General features: G+C 72.9%; 16 protein-coding genes. 10 read left to right on the top strand and 6 right to left on the bottom strand.

Going from position 1 to position 21,722, the window contains the following annotated elements:
• Positions 1-7: 7 nt before the first annotated feature.
• The 5 genes from sbnA to ABZ810_RS28150 all read right to left on the bottom strand — a co-directional run bounded on the left by sbnA (position 8) and on the right by ABZ810_RS28150 (position 5,566).
• Complete coding sequence (gene sbnA, locus ABZ810_RS28170) at positions 8-964, bottom strand: 2,3-diaminopropionate biosynthesis protein SbnA (RefSeq protein WP_358408336.1); 957 nt, start codon at positions 962-964, stop codon at positions 8-10.
• Between the two features lie 77 nt (positions 965-1,041).
• A complete protein-coding gene (locus ABZ810_RS28165; protein WP_358408334.1) occupies positions 1,042-2,010 on the bottom strand; it encodes a TauD/TfdA family dioxygenase in 969 nt (322 codons plus the stop codon).
• An 81-nt stretch (positions 2,011-2,091) separates the two neighbouring features.
• Positions 2,092-3,510 carry a condensation domain-containing protein gene (locus ABZ810_RS28160; protein WP_358408332.1) on the bottom strand — a complete coding sequence of 473 codons (1,419 nt, stop codon included), beginning with the start codon at positions 3,508-3,510 and terminating at the stop codon, positions 2,092-2,094.
• Positions 3,507-3,749: an acyl carrier protein gene (locus ABZ810_RS28155; RefSeq protein WP_358408330.1), complete on the bottom strand. Its 243-nt coding sequence runs from the start codon at positions 3,747-3,749 to the stop codon at positions 3,507-3,509. Before ABZ810_RS28155 ends, ABZ810_RS28160 begins: the two co-directional genes overlap by 4 nt.
• Before the next feature lie 5 nt (positions 3,750-3,754).
• Positions 3,755-5,566, bottom strand: a complete 1,812-nt coding sequence (locus tag ABZ810_RS28150; RefSeq protein WP_358408327.1) for a fatty acyl-AMP ligase — start codon at positions 5,564-5,566, stop codon at positions 3,755-3,757.
• Between the two features lie 438 nt (positions 5,567-6,004).
• Here ABZ810_RS28150 and ABZ810_RS28145 point away from each other — a divergent pair, with 438 nt between their 5' ends.
• From ABZ810_RS28145 to ABZ810_RS28110, 8 genes are all read left to right on the top strand, one after another.
• Positions 6,005-6,826, top strand: a complete 822-nt coding sequence (locus tag ABZ810_RS28145) for an AfsR/SARP family transcriptional regulator (protein ID WP_358408325.1) — start codon at positions 6,005-6,007, stop codon at positions 6,824-6,826.
• Between the two features lie 85 nt (positions 6,827-6,911).
• Positions 6,912-8,507, top strand: coding sequence for a tryptophan halogenase family protein (locus ABZ810_RS28140; protein ID WP_358408324.1), 1,596 nt, complete (start codon positions 6,912-6,914; stop codon positions 8,505-8,507).
• Entirely contained in the window at positions 8,497-9,045 is a 549-nt protein-coding gene (locus ABZ810_RS28135) for a flavin reductase family protein (RefSeq protein ID WP_358408322.1), read from the top strand. The genes ABZ810_RS28140 and ABZ810_RS28135 overlap by 11 nt, the downstream gene beginning before the upstream one ends.
• Complete coding sequence (locus ABZ810_RS28130; protein WP_358408320.1) at positions 9,042-10,268, top strand: acyl-CoA dehydrogenase; 1,227 nt, start codon at positions 9,042-9,044, stop codon at positions 10,266-10,268. Before ABZ810_RS28135 ends, ABZ810_RS28130 begins: the two co-directional genes overlap by 4 nt.
• Positions 10,269-10,385: 117 nt before the next feature.
• Complete coding sequence (locus tag ABZ810_RS28125; protein ID WP_358408318.1) at positions 10,386-10,727, top strand: hypothetical protein; 342 nt, start codon at positions 10,386-10,388, stop codon at positions 10,725-10,727.
• Positions 10,724-13,342, top strand: a complete 2,619-nt coding sequence (gene fxsT, locus ABZ810_RS28120) for an FxSxx-COOH system tetratricopeptide repeat protein (RefSeq protein WP_358408317.1) — start codon at positions 10,724-10,726, stop codon at positions 13,340-13,342. The genes ABZ810_RS28125 and fxsT overlap by 4 nt, the downstream gene beginning before the upstream one ends.
• A 5-nt stretch (positions 13,343-13,347) precedes the next feature.
• Entirely contained in the window at positions 13,348-14,400 is a 1,053-nt protein-coding gene (locus tag ABZ810_RS28115; RefSeq protein WP_358408315.1) for a hypothetical protein, read from the top strand.
• Positions 14,401-14,536: 136 nt separating this feature from the next.
• A complete protein-coding gene (locus ABZ810_RS28110; protein ID WP_358408313.1) occupies positions 14,537-16,774 on the top strand; it encodes a LuxR C-terminal-related transcriptional regulator in 2,238 nt (745 codons plus the stop codon).
• 34 nt (positions 16,775-16,808) lie between these two features.
• Here the strand turns inward: ABZ810_RS28110 and ABZ810_RS28105 are convergent, their stop codons facing one another.
• Positions 16,809-17,363, bottom strand: coding sequence for a DUF308 domain-containing protein (locus tag ABZ810_RS28105; protein ID WP_358408311.1), 555 nt, complete (start codon positions 17,361-17,363; stop codon positions 16,809-16,811).
• 177 nt (positions 17,364-17,540) lie between these two features.
• Between ABZ810_RS28105 and ABZ810_RS28100 the strand changes: the two genes are divergently transcribed.
• Positions 17,541-20,204, top strand: coding sequence for a hypothetical protein (locus tag ABZ810_RS28100; protein ID WP_358408309.1), 2,664 nt, complete (start codon positions 17,541-17,543; stop codon positions 20,202-20,204).
• Positions 20,201-21,685: a hypothetical protein gene (locus ABZ810_RS28095; protein WP_358408307.1), complete on the top strand. Its 1,485-nt coding sequence runs from the start codon at positions 20,201-20,203 to the stop codon at positions 21,683-21,685. Before ABZ810_RS28100 ends, ABZ810_RS28095 begins: the two co-directional genes overlap by 4 nt.
• Positions 21,686-21,722 lie beyond the last annotated feature (37 nt).

Below are 21,722 nucleotides of genomic sequence, written 5' to 3'. Positions count from 1 at the left end.
TCGTCGCTCATCGCTCGTCGGTCTTCCAGAGATGGGCGACCTCGCCGAAGTGGTCGCGCACCCAGGCGTCGGAGTGGATCGTGTCCAGATAGCGGTCGCCGCCGTCCGGGTAGATCAGCACGCAGACCTCGCCCGGCCCGACGTGCGGGGCCGCCTTCTCCAGCGCCGCCGTGGTCGCGCCCGAGGAGCCGCCGGCGAGGATCGCCTCGCGCTGGACGAGGCGGCGGCAGGCGACCACGCATTCGAGGTCGGTCACGTGCACGACCTCGTCGGCGTGCCCCTCCTCGAACAGGGCGGGCCGCACCGAGGCGCCGTGCCCGGGGATCAGCCGGGGCCGCGGCCGCTGCCCGAAGATCGCGCTGCCCACCGCGTCCACCGCCCAGATCCGGGTGGACAGGCCCGCCTCGGCCACGTACCGGGCGCACCCGCGCAGGGTGCCGAACGTGCTGACCGCGCAGAACAGGTGGTCCACGCCGCCGTCCAGCGCCGCCGCGATCTCCCGCATCGTCTCCTCGTGGGCGCGCGGGTTGAGCGGGTTGGAGTACTGGTCGGGGCAGTACGCCCGCGGGTTGGCGGCCAGCAGCTCGCGCACGCGCCGCAGCCGGGCGGGCAGGTACTCGCCGTTGTGCGGGTCGGGCTCGGTCACCACCTCCACCTCGGCGCCGAACGACTTGAGGATCGCGATGTTCTGCACCGAGGTCTTGGCGTCCACGACGCACAGGAAATGGATGTCGAAATAGCGGCAGATCTGCGCGAGCCCGATCGCGAGATTCCCCGAGCTGGATTCCACGACCGTGGACTCCCCGGGAATGAGATCGCCGTTCTCGATGCGTTCGCGCAAAAGGCTCAGCGCCGAACGGTCCTTGACGCTGCCGCCCGGATTGAAACTCTCCAGCTTCGCGAACACCCGGCCGGGAAAGGCCGGATACAGCCGTTCCAGCCGGACCAGGGGCGTGTTGCCCACCGCGCCGAGGATCCCGCGCACCGGCGGTCGCACCGGCGGCGGTGCCGGTGCTCGCACCGTGCCGGCGGCCCGGGCCTTCACGTGAGCACGTACCCGTTGTCGGCGCGCGCGGGCCTGGTCCGCCTGCCGTCCAGATGGATGAAGGTGCGGTGCAGCCACCGGTCCCTGCCGTCGTAGCGCGGCAGGAAGGCCGTCCGCCCGTGCAGGCTCAGGCGGTTGTCGAGGAGCGCGAGGTCGCCGCGGCTCAGCGGGAACTCCAGCGTCGTCGCCTCGAACGCCTCCTGGAGCCGCCACATCGCCTGTTTCGCCTCGTCGTCGACCGGGTGCGTGGTGGAGAAGTCGACCCGGACGTCGGGGTCGGCCGGGTCGCCGATGAGCACCGGATGCGGCCGGGCCGCGCCGTCGCGCCCGCCGAACGACGTGGGCGGCTCGGTGATGAAACGCGGCTCCCCCAGCACGGCGACCGTCCGCGCGTCGAGGCCCTCCAGGGCGCGCCGCACCGACGCGACCCGCAGCCTGGCGCGGTCCTCGTGGTCGTTGCGCAGGCAGGACAACATGACGTAGTCCGGCGAGTGTTCGTGGAAGGCGTTCTCGATGTGCATCTCGAACACCACCGAGCCGGCGTTGCTCTGCTGTTCCTCCCGCCCGGGGACCGGGACGATGTTCTGCACCAGCGCGCCGGCCTTCTCGTTGGCGAACGCGGTGGGCTCGCCGACCTGGAACGCGATGAGCATCTGGAGGCAGGCGGGCACCGTGGCGGCCCGTTCCACCGAGCCGGGGACGCTGGGCGTCGGCGGCAGTTCGGAGCCGTCGCAGGGCAGGCCGCGGATGAGCAGCAGCCCGTCGCGGCCGGCGTCGTGACGATGGTCGCGGAGCCGCTCGCGCAGCCGCCGCGGCAGCCCGTTGGAGAGCCGGCGCGCCTCACCGAGCCAGTGCGCGTCGTCGACGAGCCCCGGTGCCACGCCCGCGAGCCGGGTGGCCAGTTCCGCCATCCCGGACCGTTCCCCGGGCTCCAACTCGAAGATGGGCCCGCTGATATCGGTCATGCCACCCCTATCAGAAATGGGATTGCTTACTCATGAATGATTGGCGGGGACCCTATATTCGGCCTATAGGAATGCGGCCGGCTAAACGGCGCCGGCTCCCCAGGCGAGCACCTGTTCCAGCTCCTGGTCGCTCGCCGGCGCCGCTTCGGCCGCCGGTGTGCCGGGAGCGCTGACCGCCTCCTCCAGGAAGCGGACGAAATGGTCGAGGAGGCGCTCGACGGTCGCGTGCTCGAAGAGGTCGGAGTCGTACCGGAACACGGCGGTCAGCTCGCCCGCCGGCCCCTGGCGCAACTCCGCGGACAGGTCGAACTGCCCCTCCATCTGGGGCACGTCCAGCTGCCTCAGGACCAGCCCCCCGTACTCGACCTCCGCGCCGCCGCGTTCACCGGCGGGCAGCAGCCGTGACAGCGGGACCAGCGGGCCCGCCGCGACGTAGGTCACCAGGATCTGGAAGCCGGGGGTCCGGCCCGGCGCGCGCGGCAGGTCGAGATCGCCGAGGAGCGCGGTCAGCGGGTAGCGCGCGTGCCGGATGCCGTCCAGCAGCCGCCGGTGCGTCACCTGGGCGGCGTCGCCGAGCGTGGCGTCCGGGGCGAGCCGTGACCGTACGGGGATCGAGTTGACCAGGTAGCCGACCGCGTCGCGCTGGCGGGTGCCGCGGCGCTGGGTCACCGAGACGCCGATCAGCCCGTCGGACGCGCCCGAGTACCGGTGGAGCAGTGCGGTCAGCGTCCCCAGCAGCAGGCCGAACGGGCTGACCTCCAGCTTCGCGGCGGTGCCGGCCAGCTGCCCGGCGACGGTGGCGGGGACCGGCCTGGTGGCGGTGCCGCCGCGGAACGACTGCCTGGCCGGGCGCGGCCGGTCCGGGGTGAGTTCGAGCGCGGCGGCGCCCGCGCACTCCTCGCGCCAGTAGGCGGCGAGCCGTGCGCGGTCCTCGCCGCCGAGCACGGCGCGTTCCCGTTCGACGTGCTCGGTGTACGGGAGGGGCTCGGCGCCCTCGGCGAGACTTCCGGGGGCGTCGTAGGCCTTGACCAGGTCCGCCAGGAGGATCCACTGCGAGCTGGCGTCGGTCGCGATGTGGTGCGCGACCAGGACGAGGAGCGCCTCGTCCGCCGTCCCGCGCACCAGGGTCCACCGCACGGGCGGCTCGCCGTCCGCGAGCCGGAACGGCACGCGGCCGAGCCGGGTCGCCGTCGCCGTCGCCGCCTCCAGGTCGTCGCCGCCCGCCGCGCCCGCGTCCAGGACCGTCAGGCCGAGGGCGTCCGCGTCGCGCGGCACCCGGACCGGTGTCCCGTCCCGCTCTTCGACGACCGAACGGATCAGCTCGTGGCGTTCGGCGACCTCGCGCACGGCCCGGGCGAGCCGCGGCTCGTCCAGGGGCGCTCCGGAGGCGGTGCGCAGCAACACCGGCGTCACCACGTTGTACGCGGCGCTGTCCGGCGCCATGCGGTGCAGCAGCCACAACGCCTGCTGCCCCTCCGAGAGCGGCCGGGGACCGTTCACCGCGCGGCCAGCTCTCCGCTGAGATGCCCGGCGAGCAGGGCGACCGTCGGGTGGTCCCAGGTGATCGTGGGCTCCACCTCCAGGCCGTACCGTTCCTCCACGTCGCCGCACAGGATCATGGAGTAGACCGAGTCGAGCCCGAGGTCGGCGAACTTCGCGTCCGCGTCCACCTCCGCGGCGTCGCGGTCGAGGTAGTCGGCGACGCGCTCGACGAGCCAGCGCCGGATGTCGTCCACCATCGTCGTCACTCCCCCGCCAGGGCCCGCGCGGCGTCCAGGGCCGAACGCTCGCGCAGCGTCCGCACCCCGCGGTCCAGGTCCTCGTAGAGCGGATCGATCTCGCCCGCCAGGAAGAGGTCGCGCATGGCGCGGCGCCTGAGCTTCCCGCTCGTGGTCTTGCGGATCGTGCCGCGCCGGACGAGCACGACGTTGCTCACCCGCACGCCGAACTCCCTGTTCAGCGCCGTCTTGATGGCGCTCACCAGGGCGGCGAGCTCGGCGGCGGGCAGGCGGGAGGCCGCCAGCTCCTGGAGCAGCACGACGCGCTCCTCGGGCGCCGCCACCGGGAAGGCGACGGCCAGCCGGGTGTCCAGCAGCGGATCGGCCGCCTGCGACTCGCGTTCCAGGTCGTGCGGGTAGAGGTTGCGCCCGTTGATGATGATCAGGTCCTTGATGCGGCCGGTCACGAACAGCTCGTCGTCCCGCTCGCCGCGTTCGAGCGCGCCGAGGTCGCCGGTGCGCAGGTATCCCGCCTCGCCGTCGGCGGTGACCGCGCCGAACACGCGGGCGGTCTCGTCGGGGCGGTGCCAGTAGCCGCCGGCGACGCTGGTCCCGCGGACCCAGATCTCGCCGATCCGCCCGGCGGGCAGCCGCTCGCGCGTGTCCGGATCGACGATCTGGACCTCCATGTCGGCCGACCGCCCGCAGCCGACCAGGGTGCGGTCGCCCGCGTCGCCGGCCGGCGGCTCCAGGCGGTTCCGCTCCAGCGCCCGGCCGTCCACCCGCCGGACCGCCGGCGCCCTCCCGATCGGCGATCCGGAGACGTAGACGGTGCCCTCGGCGAGCCCGTACGAGGGGCAGAAGTGCTCGGCGCGGAACCCGGCGGGGGCGAACCGCTCGGTGAAGCGGGCGAACGTCGCGGCCGACACCGGTTCGGAGCCGTTGACCGCGCACCGCCAGTTCGACAGGTCCAGGGTGGCGAGCTGCTCGTCGGTGACGTGCCGCGCGCACAGGTCGAAGGCGAAGTTGGGCGCGGCGCTGACCTGCGCGCCGAGGTCGGACAGCAGCCGGAGCCAGCTCAGCGGGCGGCGGACGAACCCGGTCGGCGACATCATCGCCAGGCTCCCGCCGTACATCAGCGGCGACAGCAGCCCGATGACCAGGCCCATGTCGTGGAAGGTCGGCAGCCAGCTGCAGAACGGGATCCGCGGGCCCCAGTCGAGGGTGTCGCCCATGTGCTGGATGTTGTGGACCAGGTTGCCGTGGCTCACCATCACGCCGCGCGGATCGCTGGTCGATCCGGACGTGTACTGGAGGAAGGCCAGCGCGTCCGGCGCCGGGAGGGCGACGGCCCGGTCACCGCGGTCGTCCAGCGACACCGCCAGCGTCGGGGGACCGCCCATGCCCGCGTCGGCGAGGCCGGGCTCGCCGAGGCCCGCCTCGGCGAGCCAGCCCGAGACCGCCGCCTCGTTGGCGGCGTCGGTCAGGACGGCCGCGACGCCGGCGTCGGCGGCGATGCCGTCGGCCCGGTCCAGCTGGTTGCCCTGGCCGGCGAAGAGCGGTGCGGGTACGGCGACGACTCCCGCGTACAGGCATCCCAGGAAGGCGGGAACGAATTCCGGCCCAGCCGGAAACTGCAACAGTGCGCGATCACCAGGTCCGGCGAATTCCAGCAGCCGGGCCGCCACCGCACGGGCGGCACGATCGAGTTCGCCGTAGGTGAGGGCGTCGACCCGGTCGTCAGGGCGGGGGCCGTGGTGGAAACCGATCGCCGCATGACCAGGGGATTCCTGGACGTGCGCGAGAAACCTGGCCACGAAGCTGTCCGACGCCGGCATCGTGCTCACTCCTCACAAAGGCACCATGGACTTGACCCCATGGACTTCCGGCCAGCGTCTATCCGGCTGCTATACCCCTCCTATATTTTCCGGCCCGGTGCCGCCCACCGGGAGATCCCCGCTCCGCATAACGTCTGTGCACAATAGCCATGCAATATGGGGGCACCTGCACAAACAAACAAACGGTAACCACGAATGCACGGAACAGGGGCGCGCGACACACGTTCATCGTCATTCAGCCGGGCGAGGTTATTTCGTAAACAAGCTCATTGACCGGATGTTGCCACACGACCGGAGCACCTAGACTGCCGCCCGGGCGGCTGCCTATCGTCGAATCAAGATCACGTGTAGTGGGCGACCGCCTGCCGTCCGCCTCACAGCACCATCCGGTTCCCGGCCCCTCGCCCCCCTTTCTGCTCCCGAAGGGATCGTCAGAACATGATGGCAACAGTTGAGTTTCGCCTGCTCGGACCCGTGGAAGCCTGGCGCGGCACCAGTGAGATAGCACTGGACGGCCCCAAGCAGCGCACGGTTCTCGCCGCCCTGCTCCTGTCCGGCAAGAAACTGGTCTCCGACGAGGAGCTCGGCAGCGTCCTCTGGGGCGAAAACGCCCCCGCCACTTTCAACGCGCAGATCTATACCTACGTCTCCCGGCTGCGTAAATATCTGCGGGACGCGGTGAAGATAACTCGCAAGAACCCTGGCTATTCGATCGTGGTGAATTATGGCCGACTCGACGTGGACGAATTCGAGGCGTGCGCGGATCTCGGTGACGCGGCGATGCGGGCCGGTGATTTCGAGGGGGCCGTGCGGCACTACCGGGCCGGGCTGGCGCACTGGCGCGGCCCCGCGCTGACCAACACCACCGACCATCTGGTGGGCATCGAGCGCCAGCGCCTGGAGGAGACCCGCCTCGCGGTCCAGGAGGCCTGCATCGACGCCGAGGTCGCGCTGGGCGCGAGCCAGCGGCTGGTGCCCGAGCTGACCGGCCTGGTCGCGCGCTACCCGCTGCGCGAGACCTTCCGCTCCCAGCTCATGATCGCGCTCTACCGGTGCACCCGGCAGGCCGACGCGCTCGCGGTGTACGAGGAGGGGCGCCGGCTGCTCGCGGACGAGCTCGGGGTCGATCCGGGCACCGCGATGCGCCGCGTCCACCTCGCCGTTCTCGGCGGCGAACGCTGGCTCAGCGAACCCTCTCCGTCACGGAAAGGAACGTTCCCACACCCGCTCGCGCACCCGTACCCCCAGCTGGCGGTCTGACCGGCGGCCCGCCTCCCGGGGGCCCCGGTCCGGCATAGGGCTCCGATATAGGGCGTGTATAGGGGTCATTGTTTACATCAGCGTCATGACGGATGACCGAATCAAGGACGTAGTGGTTCTCGGCGGCGGCACGGCGGGCTGGATGACCGCCGCCTATCTGGGCAAGGCGCTGCAGGGAACGGTCCGCGTCACCGTGCTGGAATCCCCCGTGGTGCCCAGAATCGGTGTCGGCGAGGCGAGCATTCCCAATCTCCAGAGCGCGTTCTTCGATTATCTCGGCATCCCGGAGGACGAGTGGATGCGCGAGTGCAACGCCGCGTTCAAGACGGCCGTCAAGTTCGTCAACTGGCGCACGCCGGGTCCCGGCGAGCCGACCGGCCGCGACTTCCAGGGCGGTCCCGACCACTTCTACCATCCGTTCGGGCTGCTCCCCGAGCAGGACGGAATACCGCTCTCGCACTACTGGCTCGCGAAGAAGCACGGCGGCGGCCCTGACCCCGGCCCGTTCGACTACGCGTGCATGACCGAACCGGCGATCATGGACGCCAAGCGTGCGCCGCGATTCGCCGACGGCCGTCCCGCCACCCGTTACGCCTGGCATTTCGACGCCCAGCACGTGGCGGACTTCCTGCGCCGCTGGTCGGTCCGCGAACAGGGCGTCGTCCATCTCGAAGACCACATGGAGGAAGTGCTCTTCGACGAGCGCGGCCACATCTCCGCATTGCGCACGCGCGGCGGCCGCACCGTCGAGGGCGACCTCTTCGTCGACTGTTCCGGATTCCGCGGGCTGCTCATCAACGAGGCGCTCGGCGAGCCGTTCATCGACATGAACGACTACCTGCTCTGCGACAGCGCGGTGGCCACCGCCATCCCGCACGACGACGAGGCCGAGGGCGTGGAGCCCTACACCTCGGCGATCGCCATGGAGAACGGCTGGACCTGGCGCATCCCGCTGCTGGGGCGCTTCGGCACCGGCTACGTCTTCTCCAGCAGGTTCACCGGCCGCGACGAGGCCACCAAGGACTTCTGCCGGCTGTGGGGGCTGGACCCCGACGACACCCCGCTCAACCAGATCCGCTTCCGCGTCGGCCGCAACCGGCGGGCCTGGGTGAGGAACTGCGTCAGCGTCGGCCTGGCCAACTGCTTCCTGGAGCCGCTGGAGTCGACCGGGATCTACTTCGCGTACGCCGCGGCCCACCAGCTGGTCAAGCACTTCCCCGACCGGACCTTCAACCCCGCCCTGGTCGACGGCTTCAACGAGTCGATCGAGGTCATGTTCGACGACATGCGCGACTTCATCCAGGCGCACTTCTACTTCAGCCCGCGCGACGACACCGAGTTCTGGCGGGCCAACAAGGAGCTGCGGCTGTCGGACGCGCTGCAGGAGAAGCTGGAGACCTACCGGGCCGGGATCGCGATCAACCAGCCGGTCAACGACGAGAACACCTACTACTCCAACTTCGAGGCGGAGTTCCGCAACTTCTGGACCAACGGCAGCTACTACTGCATCCTCGCCGGGCTCGGGCACCTCCCCGAGCGCCCGCTGCCCCTGGTCGCGCACAAGCCGCGGTCCGCCGAGCTGGCCGAGCCCCTCTTCGACGAGATCCGCCGGACCCAGCGGTCCCTGGTGGCCGAGCTGCCGTCCAACCACGACTACCTGCGCAAGCTTCATGGCCGGTGACCTCGGGACGGCGCACACGGGCACGGGCACGGCCGCGGTCACGGCCGCCGACCACCGCTCGTTCATGGGCACGTTCCCCACCGGTGTCGCGGTCATCACCAGCCTCGGCGGGGACGGCCGGCCGCACGGGCTGACGTGCACCTCGCTCGCCAGCGTCTCGTTGTGCCCGCCCACGCTCCTGGTGTGCCTGGGCGAACGCAGCGGCACGCTCGAAGCGCTGCGCGGGCATGGGGCGTTCGCCGTGAACCTCCTCCACGCCGGCGGCCAGGACACCGCGGAGTTGTTCGCCTCGCCGGACGGCCGCAGGTTCCTGCTCACGCCGTGGCGCCCCGCCCCGCGTTCGGGGGCGCCCTGGCTGACCACCGCCGCGTTCGCGACGGCGGACTGCGAGGTGAGCGAGATCGTGCCGGCGGGCGACCACGCGGTGGTCTTCGGCCGGGTCCAGGCCCTGGACTGGCGGCCGGACACGCCGCTGCTGTACGGGCTGCGCGGTTTCTCCGCCTGGCCCGGGCCCGCATCCCAGAGAGGCGCGTCGTGACCCTTTCCCGAGCGCACGTCGAGGACGTTCCGCCGGTCGCCTCGGTACACGCCGGCCTGGGCGCCCGGCTCTCCCTGGGAGGGGCCGCCGGCGACGCCGCCGAGTTCCGTGACCGCGTCCGCGCCCTGATCCGCGAGCGGGTCGCGCCCTTGCTGCCGGACGCCGAGGACGCCCGCCGTTTCCCCCGGGAGGCGGTCGCGGCGTTCGGCTCGGCCGGGCTGTTCCACGAGCGGTGGACCGGCGGGCGGCACGGCGACCTCGGCCGGAGCGTCCTGCTGAGCGAGGAGATGGGCCGGGCCGGGCTCGGCGGGATCGGGATCGGCGTCGGCCTGCACCTGGAGGCGGCGCTTCCCCTCCTCTACCGCTTCGGGCGCACCGACCTGGCGAAGGACGCCCTGGAGCGGGGCCTGTCGGGGACGGCCGTGTGCTGCGTCGCCACCTCCGAGAAGGACGTGGGGTCCGATCTGTCCGCGGTCGGCGCCGAGTTGCGCCGCGACGGGACCGGATGGCGCGTCCGGGGAACGAAGTGGTTCGTCTCGCCGGGCGCCGCCGCCGATCTCGTGCTGGTGTTGTGCCGCGCGGAGGACGGGCCGGCCGTCGTCCTGGTCGAGCGCGACGGCGTGGAGGTCGTGAAGCGGCTGCGGACGGCGGGCATGCGCGGCCTGGAGACCGCCCGGCTGTCGATCGACGCCCACGTGCCGGACGAGGCCGTCGTGGCGCGCCCGGGGCACGGGCTCAGCGCCCTGCTGGCCGGGCTCATGTACGAGCGGCTCGCCATCAGCGCGCAGATCATGGGGACGCTCGACCTCGCCCTCACGCTGGCCGCCACCCACCTGCGGCGCCGCCGGCAGTTCGGCCGGCCGCTGGTCGACCACCAGGCGCTGCGGCTGCGCCTGGCGGACCTGGTCAGCGAGGTGACGATCACGCGCCGGGGGTTGTACGGCACGGTCACCGAGCTCGACGCCGGGGCCCCGGTCACGGTGTGCGACATCGCCGGGATCAAGGCGGTGGCGGGACGCCTCGGCGAACGGGTGGCGAGCGAGTGCCTCCAGTTCTTCGGCGGGTCCGGTTACCTCGAGGACGAGACGCCGCTCGCCCGGCTCTGGCGCGACCTGAGGGTGTGCCGGATCGGCGGCGGGACGGACGAGATGATGCTCGAGATCGTCGCCAGGGGCGTGCGCGGCGATGCCCGCCTCTACGAGGAATGGGTCGAGCGGGGATAGCCGGGGCGGGCTCGCGGAGAGCACGATCCCGGCCCCGCCGAACCCGGCCCGCCGATCACTGGCCGGTAGTGGCCCGGAAGCGGAGCGTGGGCGCGCGCGCCCTCGATGATGGGCGCCATGAGACACTCGCGGGCCCTCTGGATCGGCGCGGTGCTGGGCGGTGCGGCACTCGTCGGGCTGGGCGTGCTCTTCGTGGTCGTCGGCCTCGACAAGGCCGACAAGATCGCCAGTTCGGTGGGCGCGTTCGTCGGCCTGGCCGGGCTCGGCGCCTCGGTGTACGGGCTCGTCGCCATGCGTCGGGCCTCCGGCGGGAACGCGCCACCGCCACCGCCACCGCCGCCGCCCGCGCCGCCCCCGGTGCCGCCGGGCTCGAACGGCGCCTCGGGCGAACGGTCGGTCGTGGCCCGCGACATCTCCGGCATCGTCGTGACGGGTGATGACAACGACGTCCGCGGATGAGCGAGGTCGCCGCGCCGGATGATCCGCCGGCCGCCCCGCCGGGCGACCCGCCGGACGGCCGGCCCATCTCCGCGGTGGGCGAACGCTCGGTCGCCGCCGGGACGATCAGCGACAGCATCATCGTCACCGGCGACAACTCGTACGTGTCCGTGGTGCCGCCGCCCCGGCTCCCGCCGCCGGACAGGGTGGACGCGCCCGGACGGGTCGTCCGGCTCCCCCGCGCGCCGACGCCGGTGTTCGTGGGCCGCGAGGACGTGCTCGCGCGGCTGGCCGAGACGCTGGCCGCGCGCTCCGACGTGGTGATCACGCAGGCCCTGCACGGGCTCGGCGGCGTCGGCAAGACCGAGCTCGCGCTGCAGTACGCGCACCGCCGCCGGGCCGGCTACGCGGTGGTGTGGTGGATCACCGCCGAGAGCCCGCGCCGGCTGGAGACCGGGCTCGCCGAGCTGGCGTACCGGCTGGCACCGGAGGCGGCCCGCGCGGCCCCGGCCGAGGACGCGGCGGCGTGGGCGCTGGGCTGGCTGCGCTCCCACCCGGGCTGGTTGCTGCTGCTGGACAACGTCAACGATCCGGGCGACATCGAGGCGCTGCTGGCCAGCGCCGAGGGCGGGCACATCCTGGTGACCAGCCGCCGCGACGTGCGCTGGCCGGGCCGGACGTCGGCGCTCCGGCTGGACGTCCTGGACCCGGCCGACGCGGTCGCGCTCATCACCGGCATCACCGGGCGGACGTCGGACGCCGACCGGGAGGCGGCGGCCGAGATCGCGGCGGAGCTCGGCCACCTGCCGCTGGCGCTCGACCAGGCCGCCGCGTACATGCGCCAGGCGAGCGTCTCGCCCCAGCGTTACCTGCGCAGGCTCCGGGAGCAGCCCGCCCGCGCCTACCGCGCCGCCGCGCAGGGCGACAAGGCGCAGCTGACCATCGCCAGGTTGTGGGACCTGACGGTGGAGTCGATCCGCACGCGGGCGCCGGGCGCGGTCTGGCTGCTGCGCTGCCTGGCGCACTACGCGCCCGACGACGTGCCCCGCGACGTGCTCGGCGAGCCGCTGGACGAGGACGTCGACGAGGCGCTCGGCGTGCTCGCGTCCCACAACATGGTGACGCTGACCGACGACACCGTCAGCCTGCACCGGCTGACCCAGGCGGTCGTCCTGGAGGCCGCCGGGACGCCCGGCGGCGGCGAGCCCGAGCCCCGTGACGTGGCGCTGGCGTGGCTGCGGGCGGGCCTGCCCGCCGGGGATCCCGCCGCCGACATGTCCCACTGGCCGACGTGGCACTCCCTGACGCGGCACATCGAGCAGATCGCCGGGCACTACACCGCGGGGCGCGAGCCCGAAGAGCTGGGCACGATGCTCTACGCGACCGCGCGGTTCCTGGCGACCCAGGGCGCGGTGCTCCTGGCGCACACGATGCTGGTCAGGGCGGAGGGGATCCTGGAGGAGTACCTCGGCGCCGAGCATCCCACCACCCTCGACAGCCGGCACCACCAGGCGCTCATGCTCCGGGTGCTGGGACGCCTGGAGGAGGCCGCCGAGCAGCACCGGGCGGTGCTGGAGGTGCAGGAGCGCGTCCTGGGGCCCGAACACCCCGACACCCTCACCAACCGCAACAACCTCGCCGGCGTGCTCGGCTACCTCGGCCGCTGGCAGGAGGAGGAGGCCGAGCACCGGGCCGTCCTCGACGTGCTGACCCGCACCCTCGGGCCCGACCACCTGAGCACGGTCAGCGTCCGCAACAACCTGGCGTTCGTGCTGCTGGCCCTCGGCCGCGCGGAGGAGGCGGAGGCCCAGCACCGCGCCGCGCACCAGGCGCGCAGCCGCGGGCAGGGCCCCGACCATCCGGCGACGCTCGCGTGCAGCAACAACATCGGGCTCGCCCTGCGCGCCCAGGGCAGGCTCCGGGAGGCGGAGGCGCAACACCGCGCCACGTACGAGGCGCGGGCGCGCGTCCTCGGCGACGCGCATCCCGCGGCGTTCACCAGCCTCAACAACCTCGGCGTCGTCCTCGGCGACCTGGGCCGCCTGGACGAGGCCGAGGCCATGCACCGCGACGTCATGGAGGCGCGCGGCCGGGATCGCGGCGCCGACCATCCGGGCGCGCTGATCAGCCACAACAACCTGGCCGCGGTCATCGGCCGCCGCGGCCGCTGGGACGAGGCGGCGGAGCGGCACGGATCGATCCTGGACACGCGGCTGCGCGTGCTCGGCCCCGCGCATCCGGCCACCCTCACCAGCCGCAACAACCTCGGGGTCGCCCTCTTCATGCTGGCCCGGCCGGAGGAGGCCGAGGCGGAGCTCGGGACGGCCGCCGAGGCGCGTGCCACCGTTCTCGGCCAGGACCACCCGGCCACTCTCACGACCCGCAACAACCTGGCCTGCCTGCTGCGCGCGACGGGCCGCGCCGGGGAGGCCGAGGCCGAGCACCGCACGATCCTGGAGGCGTTCACCCGGAGGCTGGGCCCCGCGCACCCCAACACGGCCGCCAGCGCCGCCAACCTCGCCCACGCCCGCCGTGACGAGGGCACCGCGACCGCCGTAACCTGCCGTTTCAACCTCGTGAACCTGCAGGCGGACACGCTGTGCTCGGAACACGACCCGGAGATCCCTCGGGGGTAACGGACATGACGCGCGAAGACCACTACCCGTCGGTCACCCGCAGGCTGCTGAAGTTGTACCGGGAGGGGCGCCTCACCGAGGTCGCGTCCGTCGAGGTCGAGCCGGAGTACGGCTACATCGCGAAGATCAGGTACCGGAACGGCGCGATCCGGATCACCAAGGGCGCGGACGTGGGCCTCAACTCCTCGACGGCCTACGAGCTGGCCAACGACAAGGCCTACACCAAGGACTTCCTCGAACGCGCGGGGTTCTCCTGCCCCCGGGGCAGGGCGTTCCTGCTGCCGTGGTGGGCCGACCAGATCCGTCCCCGGCTCGCCGCCCGCGGCTTCGACGCCATGGTCGACACCCGTTCGCTGCCGGAGTACGTCCGCGCGGAGCTGGGCTTCCCGGTCTACCTCAAGCCCGGCGACAGCGCGCGCGGCCTGGGCGTCTGGCGTTGCCACGACGAGGAGCAGATCGACCGGGTGCTGGAGGAGTACGCGCGGGAGCGCATCAAGATCGCGCTCGTGGAGGAGGTCGTCACCCACCCCGACCACCGGCTGGTCGTCCTCGACGGGCGGCTCATCTTCGCCTACGCGCGCATGCCGCTCGCCGTCACCGGGGACGGCGTCGCGACGATCGAGGAGCTCATGACGGGCTTGCAGGACCGGGTCGCGGCCCGCGGCCGGGAGATCCGCTGGGACCTGCACCGCGAGCGCGTCCGGCTCCGCCTGCGCCAGAACAACCGCAAGCTCACCGACGTCCCCCTCGAAGGCGAGATCGTCACCCTGCTGGACATCTCCAACCTGTCCGCGGGCGGCACCGCCGAGGACCTGACCGGCGTCGTCGCGCCCCGCTGGCGCGACCTCGCGATCGACGCCGCCGCCGCGATGGGCCTGACGTTCTGCGGCGTGGACCTCGCCTGCCCCGACCTGAAGGACCCCGCCGGCGACTACGTCCTGTTCGAGCTGAACGCCTCCCCCGGCCTCGACCACTTCGGCGCCACCGGCCCCGGCCAGGAGTCCGTCGTGGAGGATCTCTACGTGACGATCTTCAACACGCCCCGCCAGGGAGGCTGAACCCTGCCGGACCGGTATCTGAAGCAGCTGAATCCCGGCTGAACCCTCGACCGAAACCCGGGCCCGGTGCCCGTAATCAAATTCGTCCAATCTCCGGACACCGGTGATGACGAATGGGTCACGGGAGGTCGAGACCATGGCGAGATCGCACGAGGGACCGGCGGTGAGGGCCGACCGGTGGCCGCTGACGGGCCGGGAGGCCGAGCTGGGGATGATCCGTTCGACGCTCGGGGCGCGGGGGCCCGGCGGCGTGCTGTTCGCCGCCCCCGCCGGGGCGGGGCGCACGCGGCTGGTGCGCGAGGCCCAGGCGATGGCGGGGCGCGCGGGCTGGGACGCGCAGTGGCTGAGCGTGACGCGCTCCACGTCCGCGGTGCCCTTCGGCGCGATGTCCGGGCTGCTCCCGGTGAACGGGCGGACCGGCGGCGGGACCTCCGACGGCCTGCGGCGGATGGTGCGCGCGGCGGCCCGGCGGGCGGCCGGGCGGCCACTGGTGTTGTGCGTCGACGACGCGCACCTGCTGGACGAGCAGTCGGCGTCGGCGGTGCACCTGCTCGTCGCGCACGGCCTCGTCGCCCTGGTGGCGACGGTGCGGCCGGACGAGCCGGCTCCCGACGCCGTCGACGCGCTCTGGCGCGACGGGCTGGTCCGGCGGGCCGACCTCGATCCGCTGGGCGCCACCGAGATGGAGGCGCTGGTCGACGCCGCGCTCGGTCCCCAGGTGGAGACCGTGACCCGGCGCGAGCTGCTCCGCCTGGCCGCCGGCAACCCCTGGACGCTGCGCGAACTGCTCGCCGGGGCGGCGGCCGACGGGTCGCTGGCGCACCGCCAGGGCCAGTGGTCGTGGAGCCCGTCAGGCCGCCGCTATGGCGCCGGGCTGCGGGCGCCCGCTGAGGCGGCCTTCGCCGCCCTGCCGGAGCCGGAGCGCGCGGTGCTGGAGGTCGTCTCCTGCGCCGGGCCGCTCCCTTGGGCGGTTCTCGGCCGGCTCGCCCAGGCCGGTTTCCTCGACGGCGGCGCGGTGACCGCCGCCGGGGCCCGCGGCCTGATCGTTCAGGAGACCGCGGAGCGGCGGCGCACGGCGCGGCCGGGCCACCCGCTGGACGCCGAGATCCTGCGGACGACGCTGCCGGCCGCGCGCGTTCTGCGGATCCGGGAGGTGGTGGCCGAAGCCCTGGCCGACCTGCCGGGACGGCGGCGCGGCGACGTGGCCGACCGCGCGTCGCGCGCCCTGGACGCGGGCGCCGCCCCACCGGCGGCCACCTTGCTGGACGCCGCGCGCCGGGCCTCGGCCGGGCCCGACCTGATGCTCACCGAACGGCTGGCCGGGGCGGCGCACCAGGCCGGGGCGGACACCTCCGGCGTCCACGGCGGCTGGATACGTTCCCTCGCCTCCCTCGTCGTCACCGGCCATGTCGACCAGGCCCGAAGGCTCGCGGACGAGGAGTACGAGCACGCCGCGGAGCGTCTCGACCGGGGCGCGGCGGCCGGGTGGGCGGCCTGCCGCGGGGTGCTCGCCAAGGCGCAGGGCGACCTGGCCGCCGCGCGCTCGACGCTGGTCGAAGCGGCGGTGCTCGCCGACGGCACGCCGTGGGCGGGGTTCCTCCTCGCCGAGCTCGCCGCGACCGCCGCCCTGACGGGCGACGCCGAGGCCGCCGCCGGCCGGATGCGGCAGGCCGCCCGGTGCCCCGAGCCGCCGCCCCTCGCCGGGCCGTGGATCGCGCTCGACCGGGCCTGGACCGTCGCCGCCGCGGGAGACCTCGACGAGGCCGCGGGCCGGGCGCGCCGCGCGGCCGAGGCGGCCCGGGCGCTGGGGCAGCCCGCCGTGGAGATCCTGGCCTGGTACGACCTGGCACGGATGGACCGCCCGCACGAGGCGCTCGCCCCGCTCACCGTCCTGGCCGACACGCTCACCACCCCGCTCTCGGCCGCGATGGCGCGGGCCTGCGCGGCCCTGGCCGCCGCCGACGGGCCCGCCCTCGACGATGCCGCCGCGGCCTTCACCGGGTTCGGCCTCAGCGTCCACGCCGCCGAGGCCGCGGCCGCCGCCGTTCGCGCGCACCGCGACCTGGGCACCCGGCACCGTCCCGCCATGTACGCCTCCCGCGCCCGGCTGACCGCGATCCTGGCGTCGTGCGCGATCACGCCCCGGACGCCCCTGCTGAAGCGCGACGACGACCTGGCCGCGCTCACGCCGCGCGAACGCCAGATCGCGCTGCTGGTGGCGACCGGGCTGCGCAGCAAGTCCGTCGCGAGCCGGCTGTCGTTGTCGGTCCGGACCGTGGACAACCATCTCGGGCGCGCGTACGCCAAGCTGGGGGTGTCCGGCCGCGCCGAGCTCGCCGCCACGATCGGCGGGCGGCCGGCCCGACCGAAATGATCTCCTTGCGGACGAGGCGCGGTGACCCCGCGCGCTAGGCGGGCTGGCGGTGGATCCAGATCGCCATGCCGCTGACCAGCGCGCCCCACGTGATGAACCAGATGCCGGTGATGATCGTCAGCGTCAGCAGCGAGACGTCCGGATAGGCCAGGACGAAGATCCCGGCCAGCGTCGTCAGCACCGCCAGGGCGATCGCCCAGCCGCGGTGCCGCTCGTGCGTGTCGGTCACCGCCTTGACGAACTCCAGGATCCCGGCGATCAGCCAGAAGAGGCCGAAGAGCAGCGTCAGGATGATGACGGTCTGGAGGATGTTGCGCAGCGCCAGCACGCCGACCAGGAACGACAGCGCGCCGATCAGCGCGTACAGCACCCGCGTCCCGCCGCCGTCATGCGCCATGATCGCCTGCGCGATGCGGAAGACGCCGTGGATCATGAGCTGGAGGCCGAACAGGATCGCGACGACCTTGATGCTCGCCTCCGGCCACACCACGAGCGCGACGCCGAGCGCCAGCGTCAGCAGGCCGGCCGCCAGGGCGACGCCCCAGGCCGCGTCGAGCATGCGGGTGGCCGCGCTCGCACGACCTGTCACCGGGGCTCCCCCGGTCGCTTCGGACACCATGGTCCCTCCCATCGCCGTCCCATCGCCGTGTGGCCTCACGGTGCGGCCGGGCGGAGGGGCGCGGCATCACCCGTGGCGGATGAACCCGTCCGGCCGGTTCCGGACGGAAGGTGAGCCCAGCGACGCTCCCGGACGGAGGCTGAGGGCATGGACGCTGAACGAGCAAGGCTTCGCGAGTCGGCGGCCCCGGACGCGCCGTGGCGGCGGTGGGGTCCGTACCTGAGCGAACGGCAGTGGGGAACGGTCCGGGAGGACCACAGCGACAACGGCGACGCGTGGAACCACTTCCCGCACGACCACGCGCGGTCGCGCGCCTACCGGTGGGGCGAGGACGGCCTCGGCGGCGTCTCCGACGACCGGCAGCGGCTGTGCCTGTCGGTGGCGTTGTGGAACGAGCGCGACCCGATCCTCAAGGAACGCCTCTTCGGCCTCACCAACGGCGAGGGCAACCACGGAGAGGACGTCAAGGAGTACTACTTCTACCTCGACAGCACCCCGACCCACTCGTACATGAAGTTCCTCTACAAGTACCCGCACGCCGCGTACCCGTACGAGGAGCTGATCCGCAGGAACCGCGAGCGCGGCAGGGAGGGGTTCGAGTTCGAGCTCCTGGAGACCGGGGTCTTCGACGACGACCGCTACTTCGACGTGTTCACCGAGTACGCCAAGGCCACGCCGGACGACCTGGTGATCCGGGTGACCGTCGCCAACCGCGGGCCGGACGAGGCCGTGCTGCACGTCCTGCCGACGTTGTGGTTCCGCAACACCTGGCGCGGGGACCGGCCGGCGCGGCCGATGCTGCACGAGCACGCGCCCGGCGTGATCCGGGCCGAACATCCCGAGCTGGGCACCTACCGGCTGTACTGCGAGGGCGGCCCGGAGCTGCTCTTCACCGAGAACGAGACCGACAACGAGCGGATCCACGGGACGGCGAGCGCCTCGCCGTACGTGAAGGACGCCTTCGACCGGTACGTGGTGCACGGCGAGAAGGACGCGGTGAACCCGGACCGCGCCGGCACCAAGGCCGCCGCGCACTACCGGCTGGTCGTGCCGGGCGGCGGGGAGGCGACCATCGACCTGCGGCTGTCGGCGCAGGAGGCCGCCGAGCCGCTCGCCGTCGCCGACCAGGTGCTGCGCAGCAGGCGCGCCGAGGCGGACGCCTTCTACGAGGCGCTCACCGCGCCGTCCGGGCTGAGCGGCGACCAGGCGCTCGTGGTCCGGCAGTCGATGGCCGGCCTGCTGTGGAGCAAGCAGTACTACGAGTACGACGTCGAGACCTGGCTCGCCGAGCACGGTCTCGATCCGTGGACGCCGTCGGACTGCCGCAACCACGCCTGGTTCGACATGGACGCGCACGACGTGATCGTGATGCCGGACAAGTGGGAGTATCCCTGGTTCGCCGCGTGGGACCTGGCGTTCCACGCCGTGGCGCTCGCCGCCGTCGACCTGGACCTCGCCAAGCACCAGGTGGAGCTGCTGCTGGGCGACCGCTACCTGCACCCCAACGGCCAGATCCCCGCGTACGAGTGGAACTTCGGCGACGTCAACCCGCCCGTGCACGCGTGGGCGGCGCGCTACGTCTACGAGGAGGAGCGGCGGCGGACGGGCGGCGGTGACCGGGACTTCCTGGAACGGGTCTTCCAGAAGCTCCTGCTCAACTTCACCTGGTGGGTCAACCGCAAGGACCCCGAGGGCCGCAACGTCTTCCAGGGCGGCTTCCTCGGGCTGGACAACATCGGCGTGTTCGACCGGAGCGCGCCGCTGCCCACCGGCGGCTTGCTGGACCAGGCGGACGGCACCGCGTGGATGGCGTTCTACGCGCAGTGCATGATGCAGATCGCGATGGAGCTGTCCGACGTCAACCCGGTCTACGAGGAGATGGCGGTCAAGTTCGCCGAGCACTTCCTGTGGATCTCCGCGTCGGTCGACCGGGTCGGCGACGTCGAGAGCGAGATGTGGGACGAGGGAGACGGCTTCTTCTACGACGTGCTGCGGCTGCCGGGCGGCCGGGCGGAACGGCTGCGGGTGCGGTCCCTGGTCGGTCTGCTGCCGCTGTGCGCGACGACCGTCTTCGTCCCGCGGCCGGAGGGCGAGGACCGGCTGCTGCTCGACAAGATCCGCGAGTTCGCGGGGCGCCACCCGCACCTGGCGCGGCGGGTCTCCGCGGCCGGCACGCCCGGCGTCGGCGGGCGCCGGCTGGTGTCGCTGATGGACGAGGACAAGCTCCGCGCCGTGCTGGCCCACCTGCTCGACGAGGACGAGTTCCTGAGCCCGCACGGGATCAGGTCGCTGTCGCGCCACCACGCCGCGAACCCCTACGAGTTCCGGACCGACGGCCAGGTGTACCAGGTGGCCTATCTCCCGGCGGAGTCCGACAGCGGGATGTTCGGCGGCAACTCCAACTGGCGCGGGCCGGTGTGGGTGCCGATGAACGCGCTGATCCTGCGGGCGCTGCTCAACCTGTACGCCTACTACGGCGACGAGTTCACCGTGGAGTGCCCCACCGGCTCCGGAAACCGGATGACGTTGTACGAGGTCAGCAGGGAGCTGGCGCGGCGTCTCGGCGCCATCTTCCTGCGCGGTCCGGACGGGCGCAGGCCCGTGTACGGCGGGCAGCGCCCCTTCCAGGACGACCCGCACTGGCGCGACCTCGTGCTCTTCCACGAGTACTTCCACGGGGACGACGGCGCCGGCATCGGCGCGAGCCACCAGACCGGCTGGACCGCCCTGGTCGGATCGTTCATGGTCCTCTACGGCAGCCTGACGGCCGGCGACCTGCTGCCCGGTGACGACGAGGCCACGGGCCGATGAGCACCGCCCCCGTCATCTACGAGGTCAACACGCTGGCGTGGCTGACCGACATCGAACGGCGGCACGGCGGCGGCGCCCGGATGGATCTGCGGAGCCTGCCCAAGGAGGCCTGGGACGAGCTCGCCGTGCCGGGGGCCGACGTCGTCTGGCTGATGGGCGTCTGGGAGCGCAGCCCGGCCGGGCGCGGCATCGCGCTGTCCGACCCTGACCTGGCCGGCACGTTCCGCGCGGTGCTGCCGGACCTGGGCGACGCCGACATCGCCGGGTCGCCGTACTGCGTCCGGCGGTACGTCGCCGACGAGCGGCTGGGCGGTCCCGACGGGCTCGCCGTGGCCCGCGCCGAGCTCGACCGGCGCGGGCTGGGGCTCTATCTCGACTACGTGCCCAACCATGTCGCGCCCGACCATCCCTGGCTGCTCGAACATCCCGAGTTCTTCGTCCAGTCCGAGCAGGCCGACCAGGAGCGCGATCCCTCGGCCTTCATCGCCGTCGGCGGTCATGTCTACGCGCGCGGCCGCGACCCGTTCTTCCCGCCGTGGCCCGACGTCGTGCAGCTCAACGCGCTGTCGCCGCGGCTGCGCACCGCCACCGCCGAGGTCCTGTCGTCGATCGGCGAGCAGTGCGACGGGGTGCGCTGCGACATGGCGATGCTGATGATGAACGAGGTGTTCACCCGGACGTGGGGGCCGCGGGCGGGTGCGGCTCCGCCGGACGACTTCTGGCCGACCGTGCTCACCGCGGTCCGCGCGCGGCACCCGCACATGACGTTCGTGGCGGAGGCGTACTGGGACCTGGAGTTCCAGCTCCAGGGTCAGGGCTTCGACTTCTGCTACGACAAGCGGCTGTACGACCGGCTGGTGGCGGACGGCCCGCAGCAGGTGCGGGCCCATCTGACGGCGGGCCTGGGCTACCAGCGCGGGCTCGTCCGGTTCCTGGAGAACCACGACGAGCCCCGCGCGGCCGCCGCGTTCGGCCCGGAGAAGGAGCGGGCCGCCGCCGTGGTGGTCGCGACGCTGCCCGGCGCCTCGCTCTGGCACGAGGGCCAGCTGGAGGGCCGGCGCGTCCGGCTGCCGGTCTTCCTCGCCCGGCGGCCGGACGAGGAGCCCGACACCGGGCTCCGCGCCTTCCACGAACGCCTGCTGGCCGCGGTGCGCGACAGCGGCATGCGCGGCGGCGATTGGCGGCTGCTGGACACCGCGGGCTGGCCGGACAACGCCTCGCACCTGGGCGTGCTGGCCTGGTCGTGGACCGGCGGGACGCGACGGCACCTGGTGGTCGTCAACCTGACCGGCGGCCCGGCGCAGGCCCGGATCCCGCTCTCCGGCTGGGACGACCTCGCCGGTGGTACGTGGGAGCTGCGCAGCGTCCTGACGGGCGCCTGGTACGAGCGTGACGGAAGTGAAATGGCGGAACCGGGCTTTTACATCGAGCTGTCAGGGTGGGAGGCCGAGATCTACAACATCACCCCGGCTTCGGCCTGACCCATATCGGCCACCCCTTCGACATCGATTCCCTGAC

This window comes from Spirillospora sp. NPDC047279 (genome assembly GCF_040643285.1).
Classification (GTDB): Bacteria; Actinomycetota; Actinomycetes; order Streptosporangiales; family Streptosporangiaceae; genus Spirillospora.
This window is presented reverse-complemented; position numbering and strand designations above follow the sequence as displayed.